Source organism: Senegalia massiliensis (genome assembly GCF_900626135.1).
Classification (GTDB): domain Bacteria; phylum Bacillota; class Clostridia; order Tissierellales; family SIT17; genus Anaeromonas; species Anaeromonas massiliensis.
In genome coordinates this window covers 452604-472051 of the sequence record NZ_LR130786.1, presented here as the reverse complement: position 1 = coordinate 472051, position 19448 = coordinate 452604, and the positions used below count along the sequence as shown (strand labels likewise).

Annotated in this window: 24 protein-coding genes and 1 riboswitch; of the genes, 17 read left to right on the top strand and 7 right to left on the bottom strand. The window is 27.9% G+C overall.

Translation table 11 applies throughout. The features are described 5' to 3' along the window. Window positions 1-54 precede the first annotated feature (54 nt). Window positions 55-606 (bottom strand): manganese efflux pump MntP, encoded by a 552-nt coding sequence (locus E0D94_RS12150; RefSeq protein ID WP_130807835.1) that lies wholly within the window; start codon window positions 604-606, stop codon window positions 55-57. Window positions 607-704: 98 nt separating this feature from the next. On the opposite strand from E0D94_RS12150, the gene E0D94_RS12145 reads away from it, so the two are divergent. From E0D94_RS12145 to galE, 5 genes are all read left to right on the top strand, one after another. Continuing rightward, window positions 705-1145: a metal-dependent transcriptional regulator gene (locus tag E0D94_RS12145; RefSeq protein ID WP_130807834.1), complete on the top strand. Its 441-nt coding sequence runs from the start codon at window positions 705-707 to the stop codon at window positions 1143-1145. A 105-nt stretch (window positions 1146-1250) separates the two neighbouring features. After that, window positions 1251-2543 carry a double-cubane-cluster-containing anaerobic reductase gene (locus E0D94_RS12140; RefSeq protein ID WP_130807833.1) on the top strand — a complete coding sequence of 431 codons (1293 nt, stop codon included), beginning with the start codon at window positions 1251-1253 and terminating at the stop codon, window positions 2541-2543. A 10-nt stretch (window positions 2544-2553) separates the two neighbouring features. Continuing rightward, entirely contained in the window at window positions 2554-2805 is a 252-nt protein-coding gene (locus E0D94_RS12135) for a putative Se/S carrier protein (RefSeq protein WP_130807832.1), read from the top strand. Between the two features lie 10 nt (window positions 2806-2815). Further along, window positions 2816-3589 (top strand): acyl-CoA dehydratase activase, encoded by a 774-nt coding sequence (locus E0D94_RS12130; RefSeq protein ID WP_130807831.1) that lies wholly within the window; start codon window positions 2816-2818, stop codon window positions 3587-3589. A gap of 84 nt (window positions 3590-3673) precedes the next feature. Next, on the top strand, window positions 3674-4690 hold the full coding sequence (galE, locus tag E0D94_RS12125) for a UDP-glucose 4-epimerase GalE (RefSeq protein ID WP_130807830.1): 1017 nt from the start codon (window positions 3674-3676) through the stop codon (window positions 4688-4690). A 48-nt stretch (window positions 4691-4738) separates the two neighbouring features. Here the strand turns inward: galE and E0D94_RS12120 are convergent, their stop codons facing one another. Further along, window positions 4739-5227 (bottom strand): hypothetical protein, encoded by a 489-nt coding sequence (locus E0D94_RS12120; protein WP_130807829.1) that lies wholly within the window; start codon window positions 5225-5227, stop codon window positions 4739-4741. Window positions 5228-5463: 236 nt separating this feature from the next. Here E0D94_RS12120 and E0D94_RS12115 point away from each other — a divergent pair, with 236 nt between their 5' ends. The 8 genes from E0D94_RS12115 (at window position 5464) to E0D94_RS12080 (ending at window position 11496) form a co-directional block, all read left to right on the top strand. Beyond that, a complete protein-coding gene (locus tag E0D94_RS12115; protein ID WP_130807828.1) occupies window positions 5464-5865 on the top strand; it encodes a Fur family transcriptional regulator in 402 nt (133 codons plus the stop codon). 36 nt (window positions 5866-5901) lie between these two features. Then, window positions 5902-6477: a rubrerythrin gene (rbr, locus tag E0D94_RS12110; RefSeq protein WP_130807827.1), complete on the top strand. Its 576-nt coding sequence runs from the start codon at window positions 5902-5904 to the stop codon at window positions 6475-6477. Between the two features lie 139 nt (window positions 6478-6616). Then, entirely contained in the window at window positions 6617-7012 is a 396-nt protein-coding gene (locus E0D94_RS12105) for a YbaN family protein (RefSeq protein WP_130807826.1), read from the top strand. A 71-nt stretch (window positions 7013-7083) separates the two neighbouring features. Then, window positions 7084-7205: riboswitch (FMN riboswitch) on the top strand. Window positions 7206-7391: 186 nt separating this feature from the next. Then, window positions 7392-8492 (top strand): bifunctional diaminohydroxyphosphoribosylaminopyrimidine deaminase/5-amino-6-(5-phosphoribosylamino)uracil reductase RibD, encoded by a 1101-nt coding sequence (gene ribD, locus E0D94_RS12100; protein WP_130807825.1) that lies wholly within the window; start codon window positions 7392-7394, stop codon window positions 8490-8492. After that, the gene (gene ribE, locus E0D94_RS12095; RefSeq protein ID WP_130807824.1) at window positions 8493-9143 is read left to right on the top strand and encodes a riboflavin synthase; all 651 of its coding nucleotides are present in this window, start codon (window positions 8493-8495) and stop codon (window positions 9141-9143) included. A gap of 14 nt (window positions 9144-9157) precedes the next feature. Beyond that, entirely contained in the window at window positions 9158-10369 is a 1212-nt protein-coding gene (locus E0D94_RS12090; protein WP_130807823.1) for a bifunctional 3,4-dihydroxy-2-butanone-4-phosphate synthase/GTP cyclohydrolase II, read from the top strand. Further along, the gene (gene ribH, locus E0D94_RS12085; protein ID WP_130807822.1) at window positions 10370-10831 is read left to right on the top strand and encodes a 6,7-dimethyl-8-ribityllumazine synthase; all 462 of its coding nucleotides are present in this window, start codon (window positions 10370-10372) and stop codon (window positions 10829-10831) included. It abuts the gene before it with no gap. Window positions 10832-10842: 11 nt separating this feature from the next. Next, entirely contained in the window at window positions 10843-11496 is a 654-nt protein-coding gene (locus E0D94_RS12080) for an HAD family hydrolase (RefSeq protein ID WP_130807821.1), read from the top strand. A gap of 82 nt (window positions 11497-11578) precedes the next feature. Here E0D94_RS12080 and E0D94_RS12075 read toward each other — a convergent pair whose 3' ends face one another. From E0D94_RS12075 to E0D94_RS12055, 5 genes are all read right to left on the bottom strand, one after another. Further along, the gene (locus E0D94_RS12075) at window positions 11579-12151 is read right to left on the bottom strand and encodes a manganese catalase family protein (RefSeq protein WP_130807820.1); all 573 of its coding nucleotides are present in this window, start codon (window positions 12149-12151) and stop codon (window positions 11579-11581) included. 12 nt (window positions 12152-12163) lie between these two features. Next, complete coding sequence (locus E0D94_RS12070) at window positions 12164-12433, bottom strand: spore coat protein CotJB (protein ID WP_130807819.1); 270 nt, start codon at window positions 12431-12433, stop codon at window positions 12164-12166. A 15-nt stretch (window positions 12434-12448) separates the two neighbouring features. Beyond that, complete coding sequence (locus E0D94_RS12065) at window positions 12449-12628, bottom strand: spore coat associated protein CotJA (protein ID WP_130807818.1); 180 nt, start codon at window positions 12626-12628, stop codon at window positions 12449-12451. A 108-nt stretch (window positions 12629-12736) separates the two neighbouring features. Then, a complete protein-coding gene (locus tag E0D94_RS12060) occupies window positions 12737-13078 on the bottom strand; it encodes a hypothetical protein (protein ID WP_130807817.1) in 342 nt (113 codons plus the stop codon). 2 nt (window positions 13079-13080) lie between these two features. Continuing rightward, window positions 13081-14346, bottom strand: coding sequence for a DUF1576 domain-containing protein (locus tag E0D94_RS12055; RefSeq protein ID WP_130807816.1), 1266 nt, complete (start codon window positions 14344-14346; stop codon window positions 13081-13083). A 191-nt stretch (window positions 14347-14537) separates the two neighbouring features. On the opposite strand from E0D94_RS12055, the gene E0D94_RS12050 reads away from it, so the two are divergent. From E0D94_RS12050 to nuoE, 4 genes are all read left to right on the top strand, one after another. Continuing rightward, window positions 14538-14819, top strand: a complete 282-nt coding sequence (locus E0D94_RS12050) for an ArsR/SmtB family transcription factor (RefSeq protein WP_130807815.1) — start codon at window positions 14538-14540, stop codon at window positions 14817-14819. 79 nt (window positions 14820-14898) lie between these two features. Further along, window positions 14899-17382 (top strand): DsrE/DsrF/DrsH-like family protein, encoded by a 2484-nt coding sequence (locus E0D94_RS12045; protein WP_130807814.1) that lies wholly within the window; start codon window positions 14899-14901, stop codon window positions 17380-17382. Between the two features lie 113 nt (window positions 17383-17495). Then, complete coding sequence (locus tag E0D94_RS12040) at window positions 17496-18809, top strand: sensor domain-containing diguanylate cyclase (RefSeq protein ID WP_130807813.1); 1314 nt, start codon at window positions 17496-17498, stop codon at window positions 18807-18809. 145 nt (window positions 18810-18954) lie between these two features. Further along, on the top strand, window positions 18955-19440 hold the full coding sequence (gene nuoE / locus E0D94_RS12035) for an NADH-quinone oxidoreductase subunit NuoE (RefSeq protein ID WP_130807812.1): 486 nt from the start codon (window positions 18955-18957) through the stop codon (window positions 19438-19440). Window positions 19441-19448: the final 8 nt, after the last annotated feature.

The window sequence follows — 19448 nt, the reverse complement described above, 5'->3', positions numbered from 1 at the left end:
CAATAATATTTTATGTAATGAATACATTTTTAAACGAGGTAATTTTAACCATATTTAAAATAAAATCATTTTAAGTCCAAATAATATTAAAATTGTTCCTGAAGATAGGTCAGCATATTTTTTAATAAAATTTATTTTAGATAATTTTTTACTAATATTAAAAGCTATACTAGTCATTAAAGTTGTAATTAAACCAATAATTATTGAATAATCAAATATAATAAACATAGAATTTATAGAGTTAAAAGTTGAAAACCCTACAACAAAAGCATCTATACTTACAGAAATACTTAGAGCAATTTTTATTATAAAAGTAAACTTTACTAATTTAGTATTGTTATCTAAACTTTCTTTTATCATAAAAATTCCCACTAATATTATAATTATTCCTCCCATCATAGAAGAAAGTTTAAATACATAAATATTAAATAGACATCCAAAATAACCTCCTAAAAATGCTAAAAGAAATTGAAAAAAACCAAAACTAAATATAAAGAAAAGTTTATCATATCTCTTTAGTCTTCTATCTATACCTATAGAAAAAGCTATACCAGATGCATCAAGTGCCAATGCTATAGAGATTATTATAATATTTAATACTTGCAAGATTTAACCCCCTAATTTCTTTATATAATAATCATATTAAAATGGGTATAATAAATATTAATGATATTTAAATTAATTTATAGTAAAGGAATGATTATATGTTGTCACCTAGTTTAGAGGACTATTTAGAAGAAGTGTATAGATTATCATTAAAAGAAAAAGATATTAGAAATAAGGATATTGCTGATACATTAAATGTATCTATGCCTTCAGTTGTTAAGGGACTGAAAAAACTAAAAGAGCTAAATTATATAAAATATGAACCTTATGAAAAAATTGAAGTATTAGAAAAAGGAGAGAGAAAAGGAAAATTTTTAGTTGAAAGAAATAGAATTCTAAGAGAATTTGTGGATATTATAGGTTCTTCATGTGATGAAAAAGCAGAAGCAGAAGCAATGGAGCATTACTTGTGTATTGATACAATAAGATCAATAGAAAAATTAGTTAGTTTTTTTATGACATATCCAGAAATAAGAGAAAAATTCAATATCTATAATGTTAGTAGTATTTTGGATGAAGATGATTTAGAGTATAGATAAAATAAATACTTTGTATTTTAAGTATCAAAGTTATGAATAATTGTTAATTAATTTTCTTAAATATTATATAATCTGAATAGATTATATAATATAGGGGGAAATGAAATGGCAGATTACAGAGAACTATGGGATTCATTAGATATGGATTTAGAAAAGCATGATCAATTATGTGAAGTATTGCCAGAATTTTATGGGGATATTTACATGACACAAGAAAATAGAGCAGAAGGTATGAATTATTTTAATTTTGTAGTATCTGAAATTCATGGTCTAAGAATAAAAGAGTTGAATGAGCATAGAAAAGATGGAGGAAAAGTTTTCGGAAGTTTTTGTGTGTTTGTTCCAGATGAGGTTATAATGGCTGCAGATGGGATAGGAGTTGGATTATGTGGTGGGTCTGATTTTTGGGTTCCTGATGGTGAAAAGGTTTTACCAAGAAATATGTGTCCTCTTATAAAAGCTTCAGTAGGTGCTAAATTAAGTGGAACATGTCCATATTTTCAATCTGCTGATATGCTTGTAGGTGAGACTACTTGTGATGGCAAGAAAAAAGCTTGGGAAATACTAGGTGAATATACACCAATGCATGTCATGGATTTACCACAAATGAAAAGAGAAAAAGATTATGACCATTTTAAAGAAGAAATAAATATTTTTAAGGAAAAAGTTGAGGATTTAACTGGAAATAAAGTTACTTTGGAAAGTTTAAAAGAAAAAATAAAACTTGTTAATGATAAAAGAAGAGTATTACAAAGATTATATGATGCAAGAAAGTCAGAAAAACTACCTATTAGTGGTAAGGATGCTCTTTTAATAACTCAAGTAGCTTTTTATGATGATCCAAATAGATTCATAGAAAAAACAAATGAACTTTGTGATGAATTAGAAGAAAGAATAGAGAAAAATATATCAGTATTTAAAGATGATACTCCAAGAATATTACTTACAGGTACACCAATGGCTATACCAAACTGGAAGATGCATCATTTAATTGAAACTAGTGGGGGAGCAGTAGTTTGTGAAGAGGCATGTACTGGTACAAAATATTTTGAAAGACTTGTAGATGAGAATATAACAGATTTAGATAGTGGACTTAAAGCACTTTCAGATAGATATATGGGGATAAATTGTGCATGTTTTAGCCCAAATGAAGGCAGAATAGAAGATATTATTAGATTATATAAAGAATATAATGCAGATGGAGTAATATATAATTCTCTTCCTTTCTGTCATACTTATGCTATTGAATATAAAAAGGTTAAAGATGCATTAGATAAAGAAGGTATACCAGTAATGATGATAGAAAGTGACTATAGTATGCAAGATGCAGGTCAGATTAATACTAGACTTGAGGCTTTCTTTGAAATGATAAGTATGAATAAAGAGTTAGCGATATAAAGGTGATGTTTTGAGAAAACAAACTTATATACTTTTTCCTTCACATAGTGATGGTTTAGCACTCGAGAAAAAATTAAAAGAGAAATCTATAAAATATATTATTTCACCTACTCCTAGAAGTTTAAGTAAATGTTGTGGTATATCTATAATTATAGATCCAGAATTACGACATTTAATAGAAGAAATTATAGAAGAAAATAAGGATATAGAAGTAAGTGGGATTCATACTATAGAGAAAAAGTCTAGAAATTGGTTTAAATAGAGGTGGTTATTTGTATAGTATAGGGATAGATACTGGTTCTGTGGCTACAAAGGCTGTATTATATAATGGCAATATAATAGATACATTAATAATACCTACTGGATGGAGTCCTAAATCATCATCAAAAAATGCATTTGAAATACTGATTGATAGAAATAATCTTTGTAAAGATGATATTTCTAAAATAATCGGGACAGGCTATGGTAGAATTTCCATGGATTTTGCTGACAAAACTATAACTGAAATAAGCTGTCATGCTAAAGGAGCATATAGTTTAAATTCTAATATCAGAACAATATTGGATATTGGAGGACAAGATAGTAAAGTTATAAGTTTAGACTCCAATGGAAACGTAGTAAATTTCATAATGAATGATAAATGTGCAGCAGGTACAGGGAAATTTCTTGAAGTGACTTTGAATAATTTGGGAATAGATGTAGATGATATTGATGACTTTTGTAGAAATGAAAAACCTGTCAATATAAGTAGTATGTGTACTGTTTTTGCTGAATCAGAAATAATAAGTCTTTTAGCTCAAGGTAAACCAAAAGAACAAATAGCCACTGGAATACTTTATTCTATTGCTGATAAAGCATGTTCTTTATTAAATAGAGTTAATATTAATGAGAAAATTGCATTTACTGGTGGAGTTGCAAAAAGTAAAAATCTTAAAAATATATTAGAAACTAAATTAAAACAAAGAATATTTTCAACAGAAGATACACAAATAATTGGAGCTTTAGGAGCAGCAGTTATAGGTTGGAATTTACATAAAAAAAGATAGTTATAATTTTTCTAACTATCTTTTTTTAATTATATATTAAAATTATGGTATTATATATATAGATAATAATTTTGGAGGGATAATATGAAAGTATTAGTAACAGGAGGAGCAGGTTATATAGGAAGCCATACAGTTGTTGAGTTATTAAATGATGGTTATGAAGTTGTAATAGTAGACAATTATTCTAATAGCAAACCTGAAGTTTTAAAGAGAATTAAAGAACTTACAAATAAAGATTTTGATTTTTATGAAGTAGATTTATTAGATAGAGAAAATTTAGAAAAGGTATTTCAGGAAAATGAAATAAGTTCAGTAATTCATTTTGCAGGACTTAAAGCAGTAGGAGAATCAGTAGAAATACCATTAAAATATTATCATAACAATATAACAGGAACTCTTATTCTTTGTGAACTTATGGATAAATATGATGTGAAAAACATGGTATTTAGCTCATCAGCTACAGTATATGGTATGAATAATGAATCTCCTTTAACAGAAGATTTACCACTTAGTACAACAAATCCATATGGTAGTACAAAACTAATGATAGAACAAATATTAAGGGATGTTTATGTATCAGATAAAGATTGGAGCATATCTCTTCTTAGATACTTCAATCCAATAGGAGCTCATGAATCTGGTAGAATAGGTGAAGATCCAACTGGAATACCAAATAATTTGATGCCTTATATTACTCAGGTTGCAGTAGGTAAAAGAGAAAAATTATCCATTTTTGGTAATGATTACAATACTCATGATGGAACAGGAGTAAGAGATTATATACATGTAGTAGATTTAGCCAAAGGCCATATAAAAGCACTTGAAAAAGCATTAAATACAACAGGAGTAGATGCATATAATTTAGGTACAGGAAAGGGATATAGTGTACTTGATGTAGTAAAGAATTTTGAAAAGGCTACAGGAGCAAAAATTCCTTATGATATTAAAGATAGAAGAGCAGGAGATATTGCAACTTGTTTTGCAGATCCACAAAAGGCAAAAAAAGAATTAGATTGGTCTAGTGAAAAGTCATTAGAAGATATGTGTAGGGATTCATGGAGATGGCAAAGTGAAAATCCTAAGGGATATGAAGAGAAGTAAATAATATATATAAGATAAGAACTGACATGTCAGTTCTTATCTTATATATTAACACATGACAATAACTTTATATGGTGTAGTTTGGGGTGGGATACTTTTTGTTTTGGGACCATATACAACAATTAGATTTCGGTTTTTAATATCGCCTAAAAATACCTGCCCATTTTCTAACATTATTTGAGTAGAAGGAGAAATATTTAATTGTAATGTCCCATCACTACTTATTAAATTTCTATCAAAATAATCTACTTTTACATTTTGAAGTTGTGAAGGTTTACTAATAACCACTGCTTGTAATTGTGGTGGGAAAATTAGAGGAGTAGGCTGATTTGCATCATAAAACACATTTACTCTATCTCCTATATTCACCATTACTCTATTTACAAAGTAAGTATCTGGTGATACTACAAAATTTACTAATTGTCTATTTGGATTTTGTACAGAAATTAATTTATTACATCCTATTCTATCAGAGTTACCTCTCCAAAAGTGATCAATCATAACAACAATTCCAGAGAAGGATTTGAAAGATTCCATAGCACATACCTCCTGGATAATATTATTTTAGTTTTAATTTATATCTTTTTATATAATATGTGTTATTATAAGATTAAGTCACTATAGTAGTTAGGGAATTTGATATATATAACTTCATTATAATTTATAATAAATACTTGACAAACTAATGAGAATCTATTATGATTATATTGTAATCATTACAAATTTAAAACTATTACAAATAAAGAGCGATGTAAGGAGATGAAGGAAAGATTATGGAGATTAGTACAAGTGATTATTTAAAAGAACACGGTATAAAACCTTCACTACAACGCATAAAAATATATGAATATTTATCAAAAAATAAAAACCATCCAACTGTAGAAAAGATATATAATGATTTGATAAAAGAAATGCCTACATTATCTAAAACAACAGTATATAATACATTTAGTTTATTTATGAAAAATAATATTGCTACAATGATTACAATAGAAGAGAATGAAACAAGATATGATGCTGATACTAAATTTCATGGACATTTTAAATGTACTGATTGTGGAGAAGTGTATGACTTTGAAATAGAAGATATAAAATTACAAGACGGGACTTTAAAAGGGTTTCAAATTGATGAAAAGCATTTATACTTTAAAGGTAAATGTAAAAGTTGTCTTTAAAGTTAAATATATATAATTAAGGGGGAATTTATTAAAATGTCAAGTTTAAAAGGAACTAAAACAGAACAAAATTTACTAAAAGCATTTGCTGGAGAATCTCAAGCAAGAAATCGTTACACAATGTTTGCAAAACAAGCAAAAAAAGAAGGGTATGAACAAATATCAGACTTCTTTTTACAAACAGCAGAAAATGAATATCAACATGCAAAAATATTCTTTGGATTTTTAGAAGGTGGAGATGTTGAAATCACTGCTACATATCCAGCAGGTAAGGTAGGTACTACTGCTGAAAACTTAAAATCTGCTGCAGATGGAGAACATGAAGAGTTTATTGCTATATATCCTGAATTTGCAAAAATAGCTGAAGAAGAAGGGTTTAAAAAGATAGCAATTGCATTTAAATCAATAGCAGAAATAGAAAAAGATCATGAAGAACGTTATTTAAAACTTTACGATAATGTTAAAGAAGAATTAGTTTTCAAAAAAGAAAATGAGCAAAGCTGGTATTGTCGTAAATGTGGGCATGTACATGTAGGAGAAAAATCTCCAAAAATGTGTCCAGTTTGTAAACATGAAGAAGCATATTTTGAAATAAAACAATCAAATTATTAATTATAAAAAACCACTTTTCAATTGAAAAGTGGTTTTTTATAATTAAATATTTAAGAAAATATGATACAATAAATATAAAAAATGTTATAAATATAATGAAAGTGTAATAGCTTAGCCAAAAAATATAAAGGAAAATAAGATGAAAAAAATAATTTTAATTATAATAGGAAGCTTAAGTTTGATATTTGGAACAATAGGAATAATATTACCAGTACTTCCTACTACTCCTTTTTTACTATTATCTTTAGCTTGTTTTGTAAAAAGTAGTGATAGATTATATAAGTTTATATTAAATAACAAATATTTAGCTCCATATGTATCTGACTATATAAAAGGTAATGGGATACCTTTAAAAGCTAAAAAAAGAGCAATACTTTTAATCTGGCTTACAATAGGATTTTCTGTGATATTTGTTTTGGATAAACTGATACTTAGGATTATGTTACTTACCATAGCAAGTACAGTAAGCATATATATATGGACAAGGGAAACTCCTAGACTAAAAAGCATAGAAAAAGAATTGACTAATATGTAATATTTAACTTTTTTAAGATTTTTCTTGACAAAAACTAATTAACAATGATATATTTTAAACATAAAATTGAATAAGATCTTCAGGGCAGGGTGAAATTCCCGACCGGCGGTAAAGTCCGCGACCCATATGAAAATATGGTTGATTTGGTGAAATTCCAAGACCGACAGTAAAGTCTGGATGGAAGAAGATATAATTAATTAATAAATATAAGTTTATATATTATTTTGATGTATTTATATATAATATGACATATTTATAAAGCTCTGAAGTTAAACCTTCAGAGCTTTATTTTTTGGTCAAATAATATAATAATTAATAGTTTTAATAAAGGACATAATAAAAAAAGAATATTTTTATTATAAGAGTTGGGAGGGAGTAAATGGAGATAAAATATATGAAAAGAGCCATAGAAATTTCTAAAAAGGGTGAAGGATATACTAACCCAAATCCTTTAGTAGGTGCAGTAATAATAAAAGATGAAAAAATAATTGGAGAAGGTTATCATGAATTTTATGGTGGACCTCATGCTGAAGTTAATGCTTTTAATAATGCTACAGAAGATGTGAAGGGAGCTACAATGTATGTTACATTAGAGCCTTGTTCTCACTTTGGAAAAACTCCTCCTTGTGTAAATAACATTGTTGAGAAGGGTATTTCAAAAGTAATTATTGGCATGAAAGATCCTAATCCTTTAGTATCAGGAAAAGGTATTGAAATTTTAAGAGCTAATGGTATAGAGGTTAAAGTAGGAGTTTTACAAGAAGAAATAAAAAAAGTAAATGAAATTTTTATAAAGTATATAACTCAGAATAAGCCATTTTGCATACTTAAAACAGCAATGACTTTAGATGGTAAAATTTCATCATATACTGGAGATTCAAAGTGGATTACTAATGAATTTTCTAGAAAATATGTACATCAAATACGACATAAAGTATCTGCAATTATGGTAGGTATAGGTACTGTGTTAAAGGATAACCCTAGACTTACAACAAGACTTGGTGATAGATATTTAGATCCTATTAGAATAATTGTAGATACAAATGGAAGAGTTCCTTTAGATGCTAATGTATTAAAAATAAAGTCAAAATCAAAAACAATTATAGCTACAACTGAAAAAATTGATAATAAAAAAATACAATTAATTAAAGAAAAAGGTGGAGAAGTTATAATTACTCCATTAAAAAATGGGAAGGTAGATTTAGCTAATTTAATGAGTCAATTAGCTAGAATGAAAATAGACAGTATTTTATTAGAGGGAGGATCTACTCTAAACTATAGTGCATTAGAACAAGGGATTGTAGATAAAGTATTATCCTTCATAGCACCTAAAATAATAGGAGGAAATAATGCTAAAACTCCAGTTGGAGGACAAGGTAGATCCTATATAGATGATGCATTTATTCTAAAAGATATGACTATGTCAAAATTCAATGGAGATATTTTAATTGAAGGTTATTTAAGGAAGGAAGATAGATAAATGTTTACAGGACTTATAGAAGAAATAGGAATAGTTGATAAGATTGTAAAGGGTATTAATTCATCTCAAATAACTGTTAAAGCACAGAAAGTTTTAGAGGGAATACATCTAGGTGATAGCATAAGTACTAATGGAGTATGTCTTACAGTTGTAGATTTTGGTAAAAACACCTTCACTATAGATGTTATGCCTGAAACAATGAGACGTAGTAATTTAAAAGATTTAAATTCTGGAAGTAGAGTTAATCTTGAAAGAGCAATGAAATTAGGAGATAGATTTGGAGGACATATTGTATCTGGACATATAGATGGAGTAGGTATTATTAAAGGTATAGAAGAAGAAGATAATGCTACTTGGGTATCTATAGAATCTACTTATGAAGTTATGAAGTATATCATTAATAAAGGTTCTATAGCTATTGATGGAACTAGTTTAACAGTAGCTTTAGTAGATGATAATATTTTCAAAGTTTCAATTATACCATTAACTAAAGAGGAAACTATATTATTAAGTAAAAAAGTGGGAAACGAAGTAAATTTAGAATTTGATATGGTTGGAAAATATATTGAAAGATTTATGACATTTGAAAAATTGGATCAACCAAAAAGTTTAATAGATATAAATTTTTTAAAAGAAAATGGATTTGTATAAAGGAAGGTGACACAATGTATAAATTTAATACAATAGAAGAAGCAATTGAAGATATTAAAGCTGGGAAAATGATTGTAGTAGTAGATGATGAAAATAGGGAAAATGAAGGGGACTTATTAATGGCAGCTGAAAAAGCAACTGCTGAGGAGATAAACTTCATGGCTAAATATGGTAGAGGGCTTATATGTACTCCTATGACAAAAGAAAGAGTTAATGAGTTAGATATTTATCCAATGGTATCTGTAAATACGGATCCAAAGGAAACAGCTTTTACAGTATCTGTTGACTCTACAGAAACTACCACTGGTATTTCAGCAGAAGAAAGAGCCATGACAGTTCAAAAATTAATAGATACTACTGCAATATCAAATGATTTTAATAGGCCAGGACATATATTCCCTTTAGTAGCAAAAGAAGGTGGTGTATTAAAAAGAGCAGGTCATACAGAAGCAGCAGTAGATTTAGCAAAGTTAGCTAATTTATATCCTGCAGGTGTTATATGTGAAATTATGAATGAAGATGGAACAATGGCTAGGGTACCTGAACTTATGGAATATGTAAAAGAACATAATTTAAAAATAATAACTATAGCAGACTTAATTAAATATAGAAGAAAAAATGAATCTTTAATAGAAAGAGCATCAGAGGCTTTTATGCCTACTAAATATGGAGAATTTAAAATAGTAGGATATGTTAACAAATTAAATAGAGAACATCATGTAGCTCTAGTTAAAGGAGATGTATCTGATGAAAAGCCAGTATTAGTAAGAGTACATTCAGAATGTTTAACAGGAGATGCCTTTGGTTCTCTTAGATGTGACTGTGGAGATCAATTTGCTGCAGCTATGAAAAATATTGAACAAGAAGGAAGAGGAATATTACTTTATATGCGTCAAGAAGGAAGAGGAATTGGTCTGATAAATAAGATTAAAGCTTATGCTCTACAAGATAAAGGAATGGATACAGTAGAAGCTAATATAGCTCTTGGTTTTCCAGAAGATATGAGAGATTATGGTATTGGTGCTCAAATATTATCTGATTTAGGTGTAAGAAAGGTAAAGCTTATGACTAATAATCCTAAAAAATTATCAGGAATTTCAGGATATGGAATAGAAGTTGTAGAAAGAGTACCTATTCAGATGAATCATAATGAAAGAAATGAATATTATTTAAAAACTAAAAAGAAAAAAATGGGGCACATGCTAAATTTTAAGGAGGAAAAGTAAATGAAAACATACGAAGGAAATTTAATTGCTAAAGGGTTAAAATTCTCTATAGTAGTAGGAAGATTTAATGAGTTTATAGGAAGTAAATTATTGTCTGGAGCTATAGATGCTTTTAAACGTCATGGGGTTGAAGAAGAAGATATTGAAATTATTTGGGTACCTGGAGCATTTGAAATGCCTTTAGTGGCTAAAAAATTGACTAAGTCAGAAAAATATGATGGTGTAATATGTATAGGTGCTGTTATTAGAGGAGCTACACCACATTTTGATTATGTATCAAGTGAAGTTTCAAAAGGAATTGCAAATGTATCTTTAGAAACAGAACTTCCAGTTATATTTGGAGTACTTACAACTGATACTATTGAGCAAGCTATAGAAAGGGCAGGGACAAAAGCAGGAAATAAAGGGGCTGAAGCAGCTATTACAGCAATAGAGATGGCAAATTTATTAAGAGAAATATAGGTAAAATCAATATGTTTGAAAATATAAAAACAATATTTTTAGATTATGATGGAACTATTCATAATAGTATAAAGATTTATGGACCTGCCTTTAGAAAAGCTTATAATTATCTAGTTAATATAGGTGAAGCTCCGGAGAAAAAATGGAATGATGAAGAAATTTCATATTGGCTAGGATTTAGTAGCAAAGCAATGTGGGAAGAATTTATGCCAGATATTGATACAGATATTAGAGATAAAGCAAGTAAAATAATAGGTAGAGAAATGGTTAGTCAAATAAATTCTAGAAAAGCAGTATTATATCCACATGCAATAGAAACTCTTAGGTATTTAAAAGCTAAGGGATATAATTTAGTATTTCTTAGTAACTGTAGTATAGGTTATAGAGATAAGGCAAAAGAAATATTTGGATTAAATAGTTACTTTGTAGAAATGGCTTGTTCTGAAGAATATGATTACATTTCTAAACATGAAATTTTAGCTAAATTAAAGAAGAAATATCCTATAGATATGGTTATGATAGGAGATAGATTTCAGGATATAGAAGCAGGAAAGAAAAATAATATTTTAACTATAGGTTGTAATTATGGATTTCATAAACTTGGTGAATTAGATGAAGCTGATATTAGAATAGATAGTATAAAACAACTAAAATATATATTATAAAAATCTCTCTTAACAAATAAGCCACAATTATTGTTTGTTAAGAGAGATTTTTAATGTTTTAGATATTAGATTTTATTTAAATTTAATAATATTTTTTGCTATTTTTATGATCTTCAACTATTCTTAAAGTTTCTCCAAATCTTTGGAAATGTACAACTTCTCTTTCTCTTAAAAATCTTAGGGTATCTCTGACACCAGGATCATCACTTAAATTTATAAGATGCTCATATGTTGCACGAGCCTTTTCTTCTGCTGCCATATCGTCATGAAGATCTGCTATAGGATCGTCTTTTGAATTTAAGAATGTAGCAGTCCATGGTACTCCTGCTGCATTGTGAGGAAATGGGCTTTTACCATGATTTGCATAATGTGCTTCAAAAGGTGTTCCTTTAATTTTTTCTATAGGAGCATCCTTTACTAACTTATAGACAATTGTACCAATGATCTCCCAGTGAGCAAGTTCTTCAGTCCCAATATCTGTAAGTATTCCTTTTGCCTGATTTGTAGGCATAGTCCATCTTTGAGTTAAATATCTTACACCTGCTGAGAGTTCTCCATCTGCTCCACCAAACTGTTCTAATATCATAGCTGCAAGTGCAGGGTTACAGGAGTCTACTCTTACAGGATATTGTATCTTTTTTTCATAAATCCACATACAATTACCTCCTTATTCCCATTTGCATTTTTTGTATTCAATATCCCAAGGCCAAGGTGAATCTATATATTGCCAAGGACACATACTCATACCCGTATACATTAATGGTCCATATTCTCTAGAATAAACTTTCATTAAATCACGATATTTTTTTGAAAATGTATTATGAAGCATTAAAGCCTTTTCATCTGCAGGGTGAGTATCAAGATAAAGATTTGTTTCAACTAAACCAAAGCTTACTTGCATAATCTCTTCTAATAATTCTAATTGTCTAGAATCCATAAATTGCACCTCCTATTAGCATCTTTTCTTTTTATTATGGATTTCATATGGCATATATAGTTCAGGAAATAATGTTCCTTTACATAATGCCTCTTTTAAATCATATACTTTACACATCTTCTGGTAAGGCACATAAGCACGAGCTAACCTATAATTTGGTCTCTCATATTCTTCATTATATTTCTTATCGTCCATACAAATTCAACTCCTTATGCTAAACTTGTTTCTATATATAATACTCTTATTGATATATATTTGTGACCAAAAAAAGGCATAAAAAATAACTCTCCTGCATATAGAGAGTTATTTATATCTGTATAAAATTATTTTAAGCGACTCATTTTCATGTATAAATTCAACTTTATCAATCATCATCCCTACTATACTCAGTTCTGAATCATGGTCTGATTCACCTGTAAGTTCCCAATAAAATTCTTCCATTTCTGTTTGTCTTGGTACATTTAATAACCTTTCAAGTCGAGAAACTCTTTTGTCTTTATAATCCAAACAATCTACATAAAAAGATATTTTGAAATATTCTTTACTGTTTTCTACATTCATATTAATGTTATTTGCTCCATGTATAAGACAAAATGTGGTTAATTCGTCAATTATTTTACTTATTTTCTTAATATCATGCTTCAATTTCAATCTCCTTTCGAAAATGTATCTAATATAGGAACAAGAACAGATGCAACAATTCCTCCAGAGAATCCATTGTTATATAGATTTACTCCCCCATGAACTACCCCAACATTCATTACTACAGCTAGATGAAGAAATCCACTTATGAATCCAGCAAAAGGACCATATTCACCAGCAATAGGTGCAAGTGTTGTACTAAATAACCCAGCAATTATAACAACTGTTGAATTTATATGCCAAATATTTAGAAGTCCTGCAGCAAATACTCCAAGTAATATTGGTATAGTATTTTTCGGATGTTTACCAAATGCAGAAAAACCTATTATTGTTAAAATTCCTCCTACAATTGGACCGTTAATTGCTCCTCCAGATATTATAACATAAATAATTGCAATTACACCCATAAGTCCCATATTTACAAAAGTATTTCCTATTCCTATTAGTAAAATAAAATCTGTAACTAGTCTTCCTGAATACTCGAATATTTCTCTATATCCTTTGAACGTTTTCTTATTTAATAAATAACCTATTAATATTAGTATTATAGAAAATGAAAGTAAAAAAACTTTCAAGAAAATATCATATTTTGAAGATAATATAGATTGGCTACTGATATCTAAACCATAACTTCTAAGTACTGCTATAAGAACGGTAGCAATAAATCCTGCTGTGAAGCCTACATTATAAATATTGTAACCATCATGTGCACGAACTAAATGGGCAGAAAGTGGAGTTATTATAAAACCAATGCCTATTCCAAAAAGCCATCCTAAAACAATTCCCTCTATGAGAGGGAGACCAAGGCCAAAGGATAATTGACTTACAATTGGAGAAAGAGCTGTAGCAAACATTGATATATATATAACAGAGCGATATTTTCTACCTTGATAAACTGAATAAATAAAAGTTCCTATATATATTGGCCAAACATTAAATATGTTTTTGCCAAAAAACGAGAATCCTGCAACAATAAATACACCAGCAATAGCTGTACCATTTATAGGTACTTTTAATTTATGTAGAAGAAATAAATTAAAAAATGTTATTATTGCGGAATTTATTAAAGTGGCGCCAATACCAGCTATTTCTAAATAGTCAGTTAAGAGTATGTCTTCGCTCCACATAATACTATATAATCCTTTTATTATTGTATCAATATCATCTAAAAAAAATGCCGAGATTGTAAATGATATAGGTAAAATTAAAAGTACATATTTTATTATAGAATTTTCGGTTTTGTCAATTTGTATAGATAAATTTCTGTTCATAAGCACCTCCAAATATTGAAAAATCATGGATATATATATTGGAAAAAAACATAGAAAGGTTTTCTTAGAGAAGTTTTTAACATAATTACTTTTTTAATTTTATCATAAATGGAAAGAAATTTAAATAAATACTTGCAAAATTTATTGTTATATCATAAAATTAGAATATATTAATATTAGGAGAGATAAATATGGATTTATATAAAAAAGATATATTTGATAAAAAATCAGAAATATTAAAATCACTAGCACATCCTATAAGATTATGTATTGTACATGGACTCATAGAACAAGAGGGTAGGAATGTTTCTACAATTCAAAGCTGTTTAAATGCTCCTCAATCCACAATATCTCAGCATTTAGCAAAACTTAAAGCTGCAGGTATTATTGAAGGAAAGAGAAATGGTACTGAAATAAATTATTATGTTATAGATGAAGATGCAAAACAAATAATAAGTTCAATTATAAAATAATGCTTATGAATGCATTATTTTTAACAATAAAATCGTATTATTCAAATATGCGAATATTACATTATAGGGGGTAATATAAATGTCAAAAAAAATAGTTATAGTAGGAGGAGTAGCAGGTGGTGCAAGTACTGCTGCCAGACTTAGAAGAATGGATGAAGATTCAGAAATAATCATGATAGAAAGAGGAGAATATATTTCTTTTGCAAATTGTGGACTTCCTTATTATATTGGAGGTACTATAGAAGAAAGAGATAACTTATTGCTTCAAACTCCAGAGGATATGAATGCTAGATTTAATATTGATGTAAGAGTTAAAAATGAAGTAATAAGTATAGACAAAGAGAAACAAGAAATTAGTATAAAAAATTTAAATAGCAATGAAGAGTATAAAGAAAGTTATGATGTTTTAGTTCTTTCACCAGGATCTACACCTTTACGACCACCAATAAAAGGAATAGATGCAGAGAATATTTTTTCATTATGGAATATACCAGATACAGATAAAATAAAGTCATATATGGATACAAAAAAACCAAAAAGAGCAGCTGTTATTGGTGGAGGGTTTATAGGACTTGAGATGGCAGAAAATCTTCACGATAAAGGACTAGAGGTTTCTATTATAGAAATGGCAGATCAAGTTATGGCTCCTGTAGATTATGAAATGGCTCAAATAGCTCATAATCATATAAGGAGTAAAAATGTTAATTTAGTATTAGAAGATGGAGTTAAAGAATTTATAAATAATAATGATGGAAGTACAACTGTAGTTTTACAAAGTGGTGATAAAATTGAAACGGATATGATAATTCTTTCAATTGGTATAAGACCTAATTCAGAGCTTGCAAAAAGCGCAGAACTTGAAACGAATAAACGTGGTGGAATAATAGTTGATGAATACTTAAAAACTTCTGATGATAACATATATGCATTAGGAGATGTTGTAGAAATAATTGATTTTAATACAAAAACCAAGACAATGGTACCTCTTGCAGGACCTGCTAATAAACAAGGTAGGATTGTTGCAAATAATATTGCAGGTAGATATGAGAAATATGAGGGGACTCAGGGAACTTCAATTGCAAAAGTATTTGATTTAACAATAGCTAGTACTGGTATAAATGAGAAAACTTTAAAGAAAAATGATTTGAAATATAAAGAGGATTATTTTGTTGCACTAATACATTCAAAATCAAATGCAGGATATTACCCAGGGGCAATACCAATGACAATAAAGTTGATATTTGATAGAAATGGAAAAGTATTAGGTTCTCAAATTGTAGGATATAATGGAGTAGATAAGAGAATAGATGTAATTGCAACAGCTATTAGATTTAATGGTACAATTTATGATTTGAAAAAATTAGAGCTTGCTTATGCACCACCTTATTCATCAGCAAAGGACCCTGTAAATATGGCAGGCTTTACAGCTGAAAACATACTAAAAGGTGATGTAGATGTTATAAATTATGATGAAATAGAAACTTTAGACATGAGTAATACTATAATTCTTGATGTTAGAGAAGATATTGAGAGACAGCTTGGTTTTATAAATGACTCTATTAATATACCTGTAGATGAATTAAGAAACAGATTAAATGAATTAGATAAAGATAAAACAATAGTAGTCTATTGTGCTATAGGAGTAAGAGGATATATTGCAACTAGAATATTAAAGCAGAATGGATTTAAAAATGTAATGAATCTAAATGGAGGATATTCTACTTTTAGTTGCATGGATTGTAATGACGATAATTGTTCAGCTGAAGCATGTAGTACAGATGTTAATTATGATGAAGCTGGAAATTTAGAAAGTACAGAGGATACAGAAAGAAAAACTGTAAAATTGAATGCTTGTGGTCTTCAGTGTCCTGGACCTATTATGCAAGTTTTTAATAAAATGAAAGAATTAGAAGACGGAGATATATTAGAAGTAAAAGCTACTGACCCTGGATTTATGAGTGATATAAAAACATGGGCAGAAAGAACAGGTAATACTTTACTATCTACTAAAAAAGAAGAAAACTCATTTTTAGCTATTTTAAAAAAGGGTAGTACAGCTGTAAAAACTCAAAATAAAGAAGTAATTAATCCTAGAGAAGATAAAAGTATGGTTGTATTTAGTGGAGATTTAGATAAAGCTATAGCTTCCTTTATAATTGCAAATGGTGCAGCATCTATGGGTAGAGAAGTTACTATGTTCTTTACATTCTGGGGATTAAATATTTTAAGAAAAGATGAGAAGGTAGAAACAGATAAAAGTTTTATGGATAAAATGTTTGCAAAAATGATGCCTAGGGGAAGTAAAAGATTAGGTCTGTCTCGTATGAATATGGCTGGTATGGGATCAAAAATGATTAGAAAAGTAATGAATGATAAAAATATTGATTCATTGGAAGAATTAATAAAAAAAGCACAAGAGAATGGTGTAAGAATAGTAGCTTGTGCAATGAGTATGGATGTTATGGGAATAAAAAGAGAAGAACTTATAGATGGAGTAGAAATAGGTGGAGTTGCAAATTATTTAGGTGCAGCAGAAAATTCAGATGTTAATCTATTTATTTAGTTATTAAAAACAAGAGCATTTTTAAAATGCTCTTGTTTTTTGTTATACAGAACATTATATGGGTATAAATCACTAAAGATTAATAGGACTTTAGACCTATATGGAGTGATTTTATGACAACTAAAAATATAATATTAAAACAAAATAACAGAATTTTTTCTATATTAATTTTAGTTTTATTAATAATTACATATGTATATATATCTTTTCAAAATTTTATTTTTTTTCAAGTTATATCAAATATTTTTGCTATAATAATTGGAATGTCAATGGCTATAATTGCATTAAATACTTATGAAATTTCACAAACTCACTATTTTACTTTTTTAGGACTTTCTTATGGTTTTGTAGCCTTCTTTGATATATTACATATTTTAATTAATCCTAATATAGGAATATTTAATTATTCTATGTCTATTCATATAAATTTATGGCTTATATCAAGAATAATTCAATCAATATCTCTTTTTGTATCATTTCTAAATTTTCATTTTAAATTTAGATTACATTTATTTTTTTTAATATATTTAAGTGTAAGTATGTTTTCCTTACTTATGATATTTATGACTAATATTTTTAACCCTTCTACTTTTGTTATAATGTTTTTTGCAATAATATTGATATCTTTAAGTATTATAACTATGTTGAAATATAAAAAGTATTTTCATAAAGAAATGTATTATATGCTTATTAGCTCTATGTTTTCACTTTTAATTTCTAATATTTTTTTTATTAACTTTTTAGGACAAGAAAATATATATATTTCATTAGGATATATATTTAAAATAATTTCTTATTATCTTTTATATAAAGCTTTAAATTTTATAAATTTAAAAGAGCCATATAAAACTCTTTTTTATAAATTAAATAAGTATAACAAACAGTTAAAAGAAAAAACAATAGAGCTTGAAAAAGTTAATAAAAAACTTTCCATACTTAGCTTAAAAGATTCATTAACAGGATTGTATAACAGATTTTATTTTGAAGAAGAAATGAGGTTAATGAATAAATTAGGATATGAAACTCTTGGAATTGTAATTGCTGATCTTGATAATATGAAAAAAGTTAATGATAATAAAGGACATTTAATAGGAGATAAATATCTTAAAGATGCTGCAAAAATATTAAAAAGTAATCTTAGGGAAGATGATACAGTAGCAAGAATAGGTGGAGATGAATTTGCCATTATATTATATGATATAAAAAAAGAGGATATAAATAGTTTAATAAATAGAATTAAAAATTCTGTTAGAGAATACAATAGAAATCATGATGAATTTGTTATGAGCATTTCTATTGGTTGGGATTTAATAAAAAATGGAGAAAAGCCTATAGAAAAAGTTTTGAAAACTGCTGATGAAAATATGTATGCAGATAAATCTAAAAACAAAAGAAAAAAACACCTTATTTTAAAAGTTAAAAATTAAACTTTCGACTATATTTTTAGATTAAAAGCTTGAGCTATCAAATAGCTCAAGCTTTTCTAGTTAATTAATTAACTTACACAAAATTGATAATTTTCTGAAAAAATATTATAATGTGAAAAGAATAAAAGATAATGGGGGTTTATATATGAATTTTGTTTTTGATAAAGATAAAAATAATGACAAAATAATTAAGCTTGAAAATTTTATAGAGAAAAATAAAGACAAGCTAGGAGTTTTGATGCCAGTTATGCAAGAAGCACAAAATATATTTGGCTATTTACCTAAAGAAATATTAGAACTTATATCCAATAAGTTAAATATTCCTATATCAGAGATATATGGTGTTGCAACTTTTTATTCTCAATTTACATTTATTCCTGAAGGTGAAAACAAGATAAACGTTTGCATAGGAACTGCTTGTTATGTTAAAGGTGCTCAAGAGATATTAGATGAAATAGAAGAAATTCTTCAAATAAAATATGGAGAGACTACAAAAGATATGAAATTTTCTATTGTAGCTGCTAGATGTTTAGGTGATTGCAGTAAAGCACCAGTAATCACAATCAATGATGATGTATATCCTATGGTGAAAAAAGAGGAGATTTCATCAATTTTAGACAAATATAGATAAATTGGGGG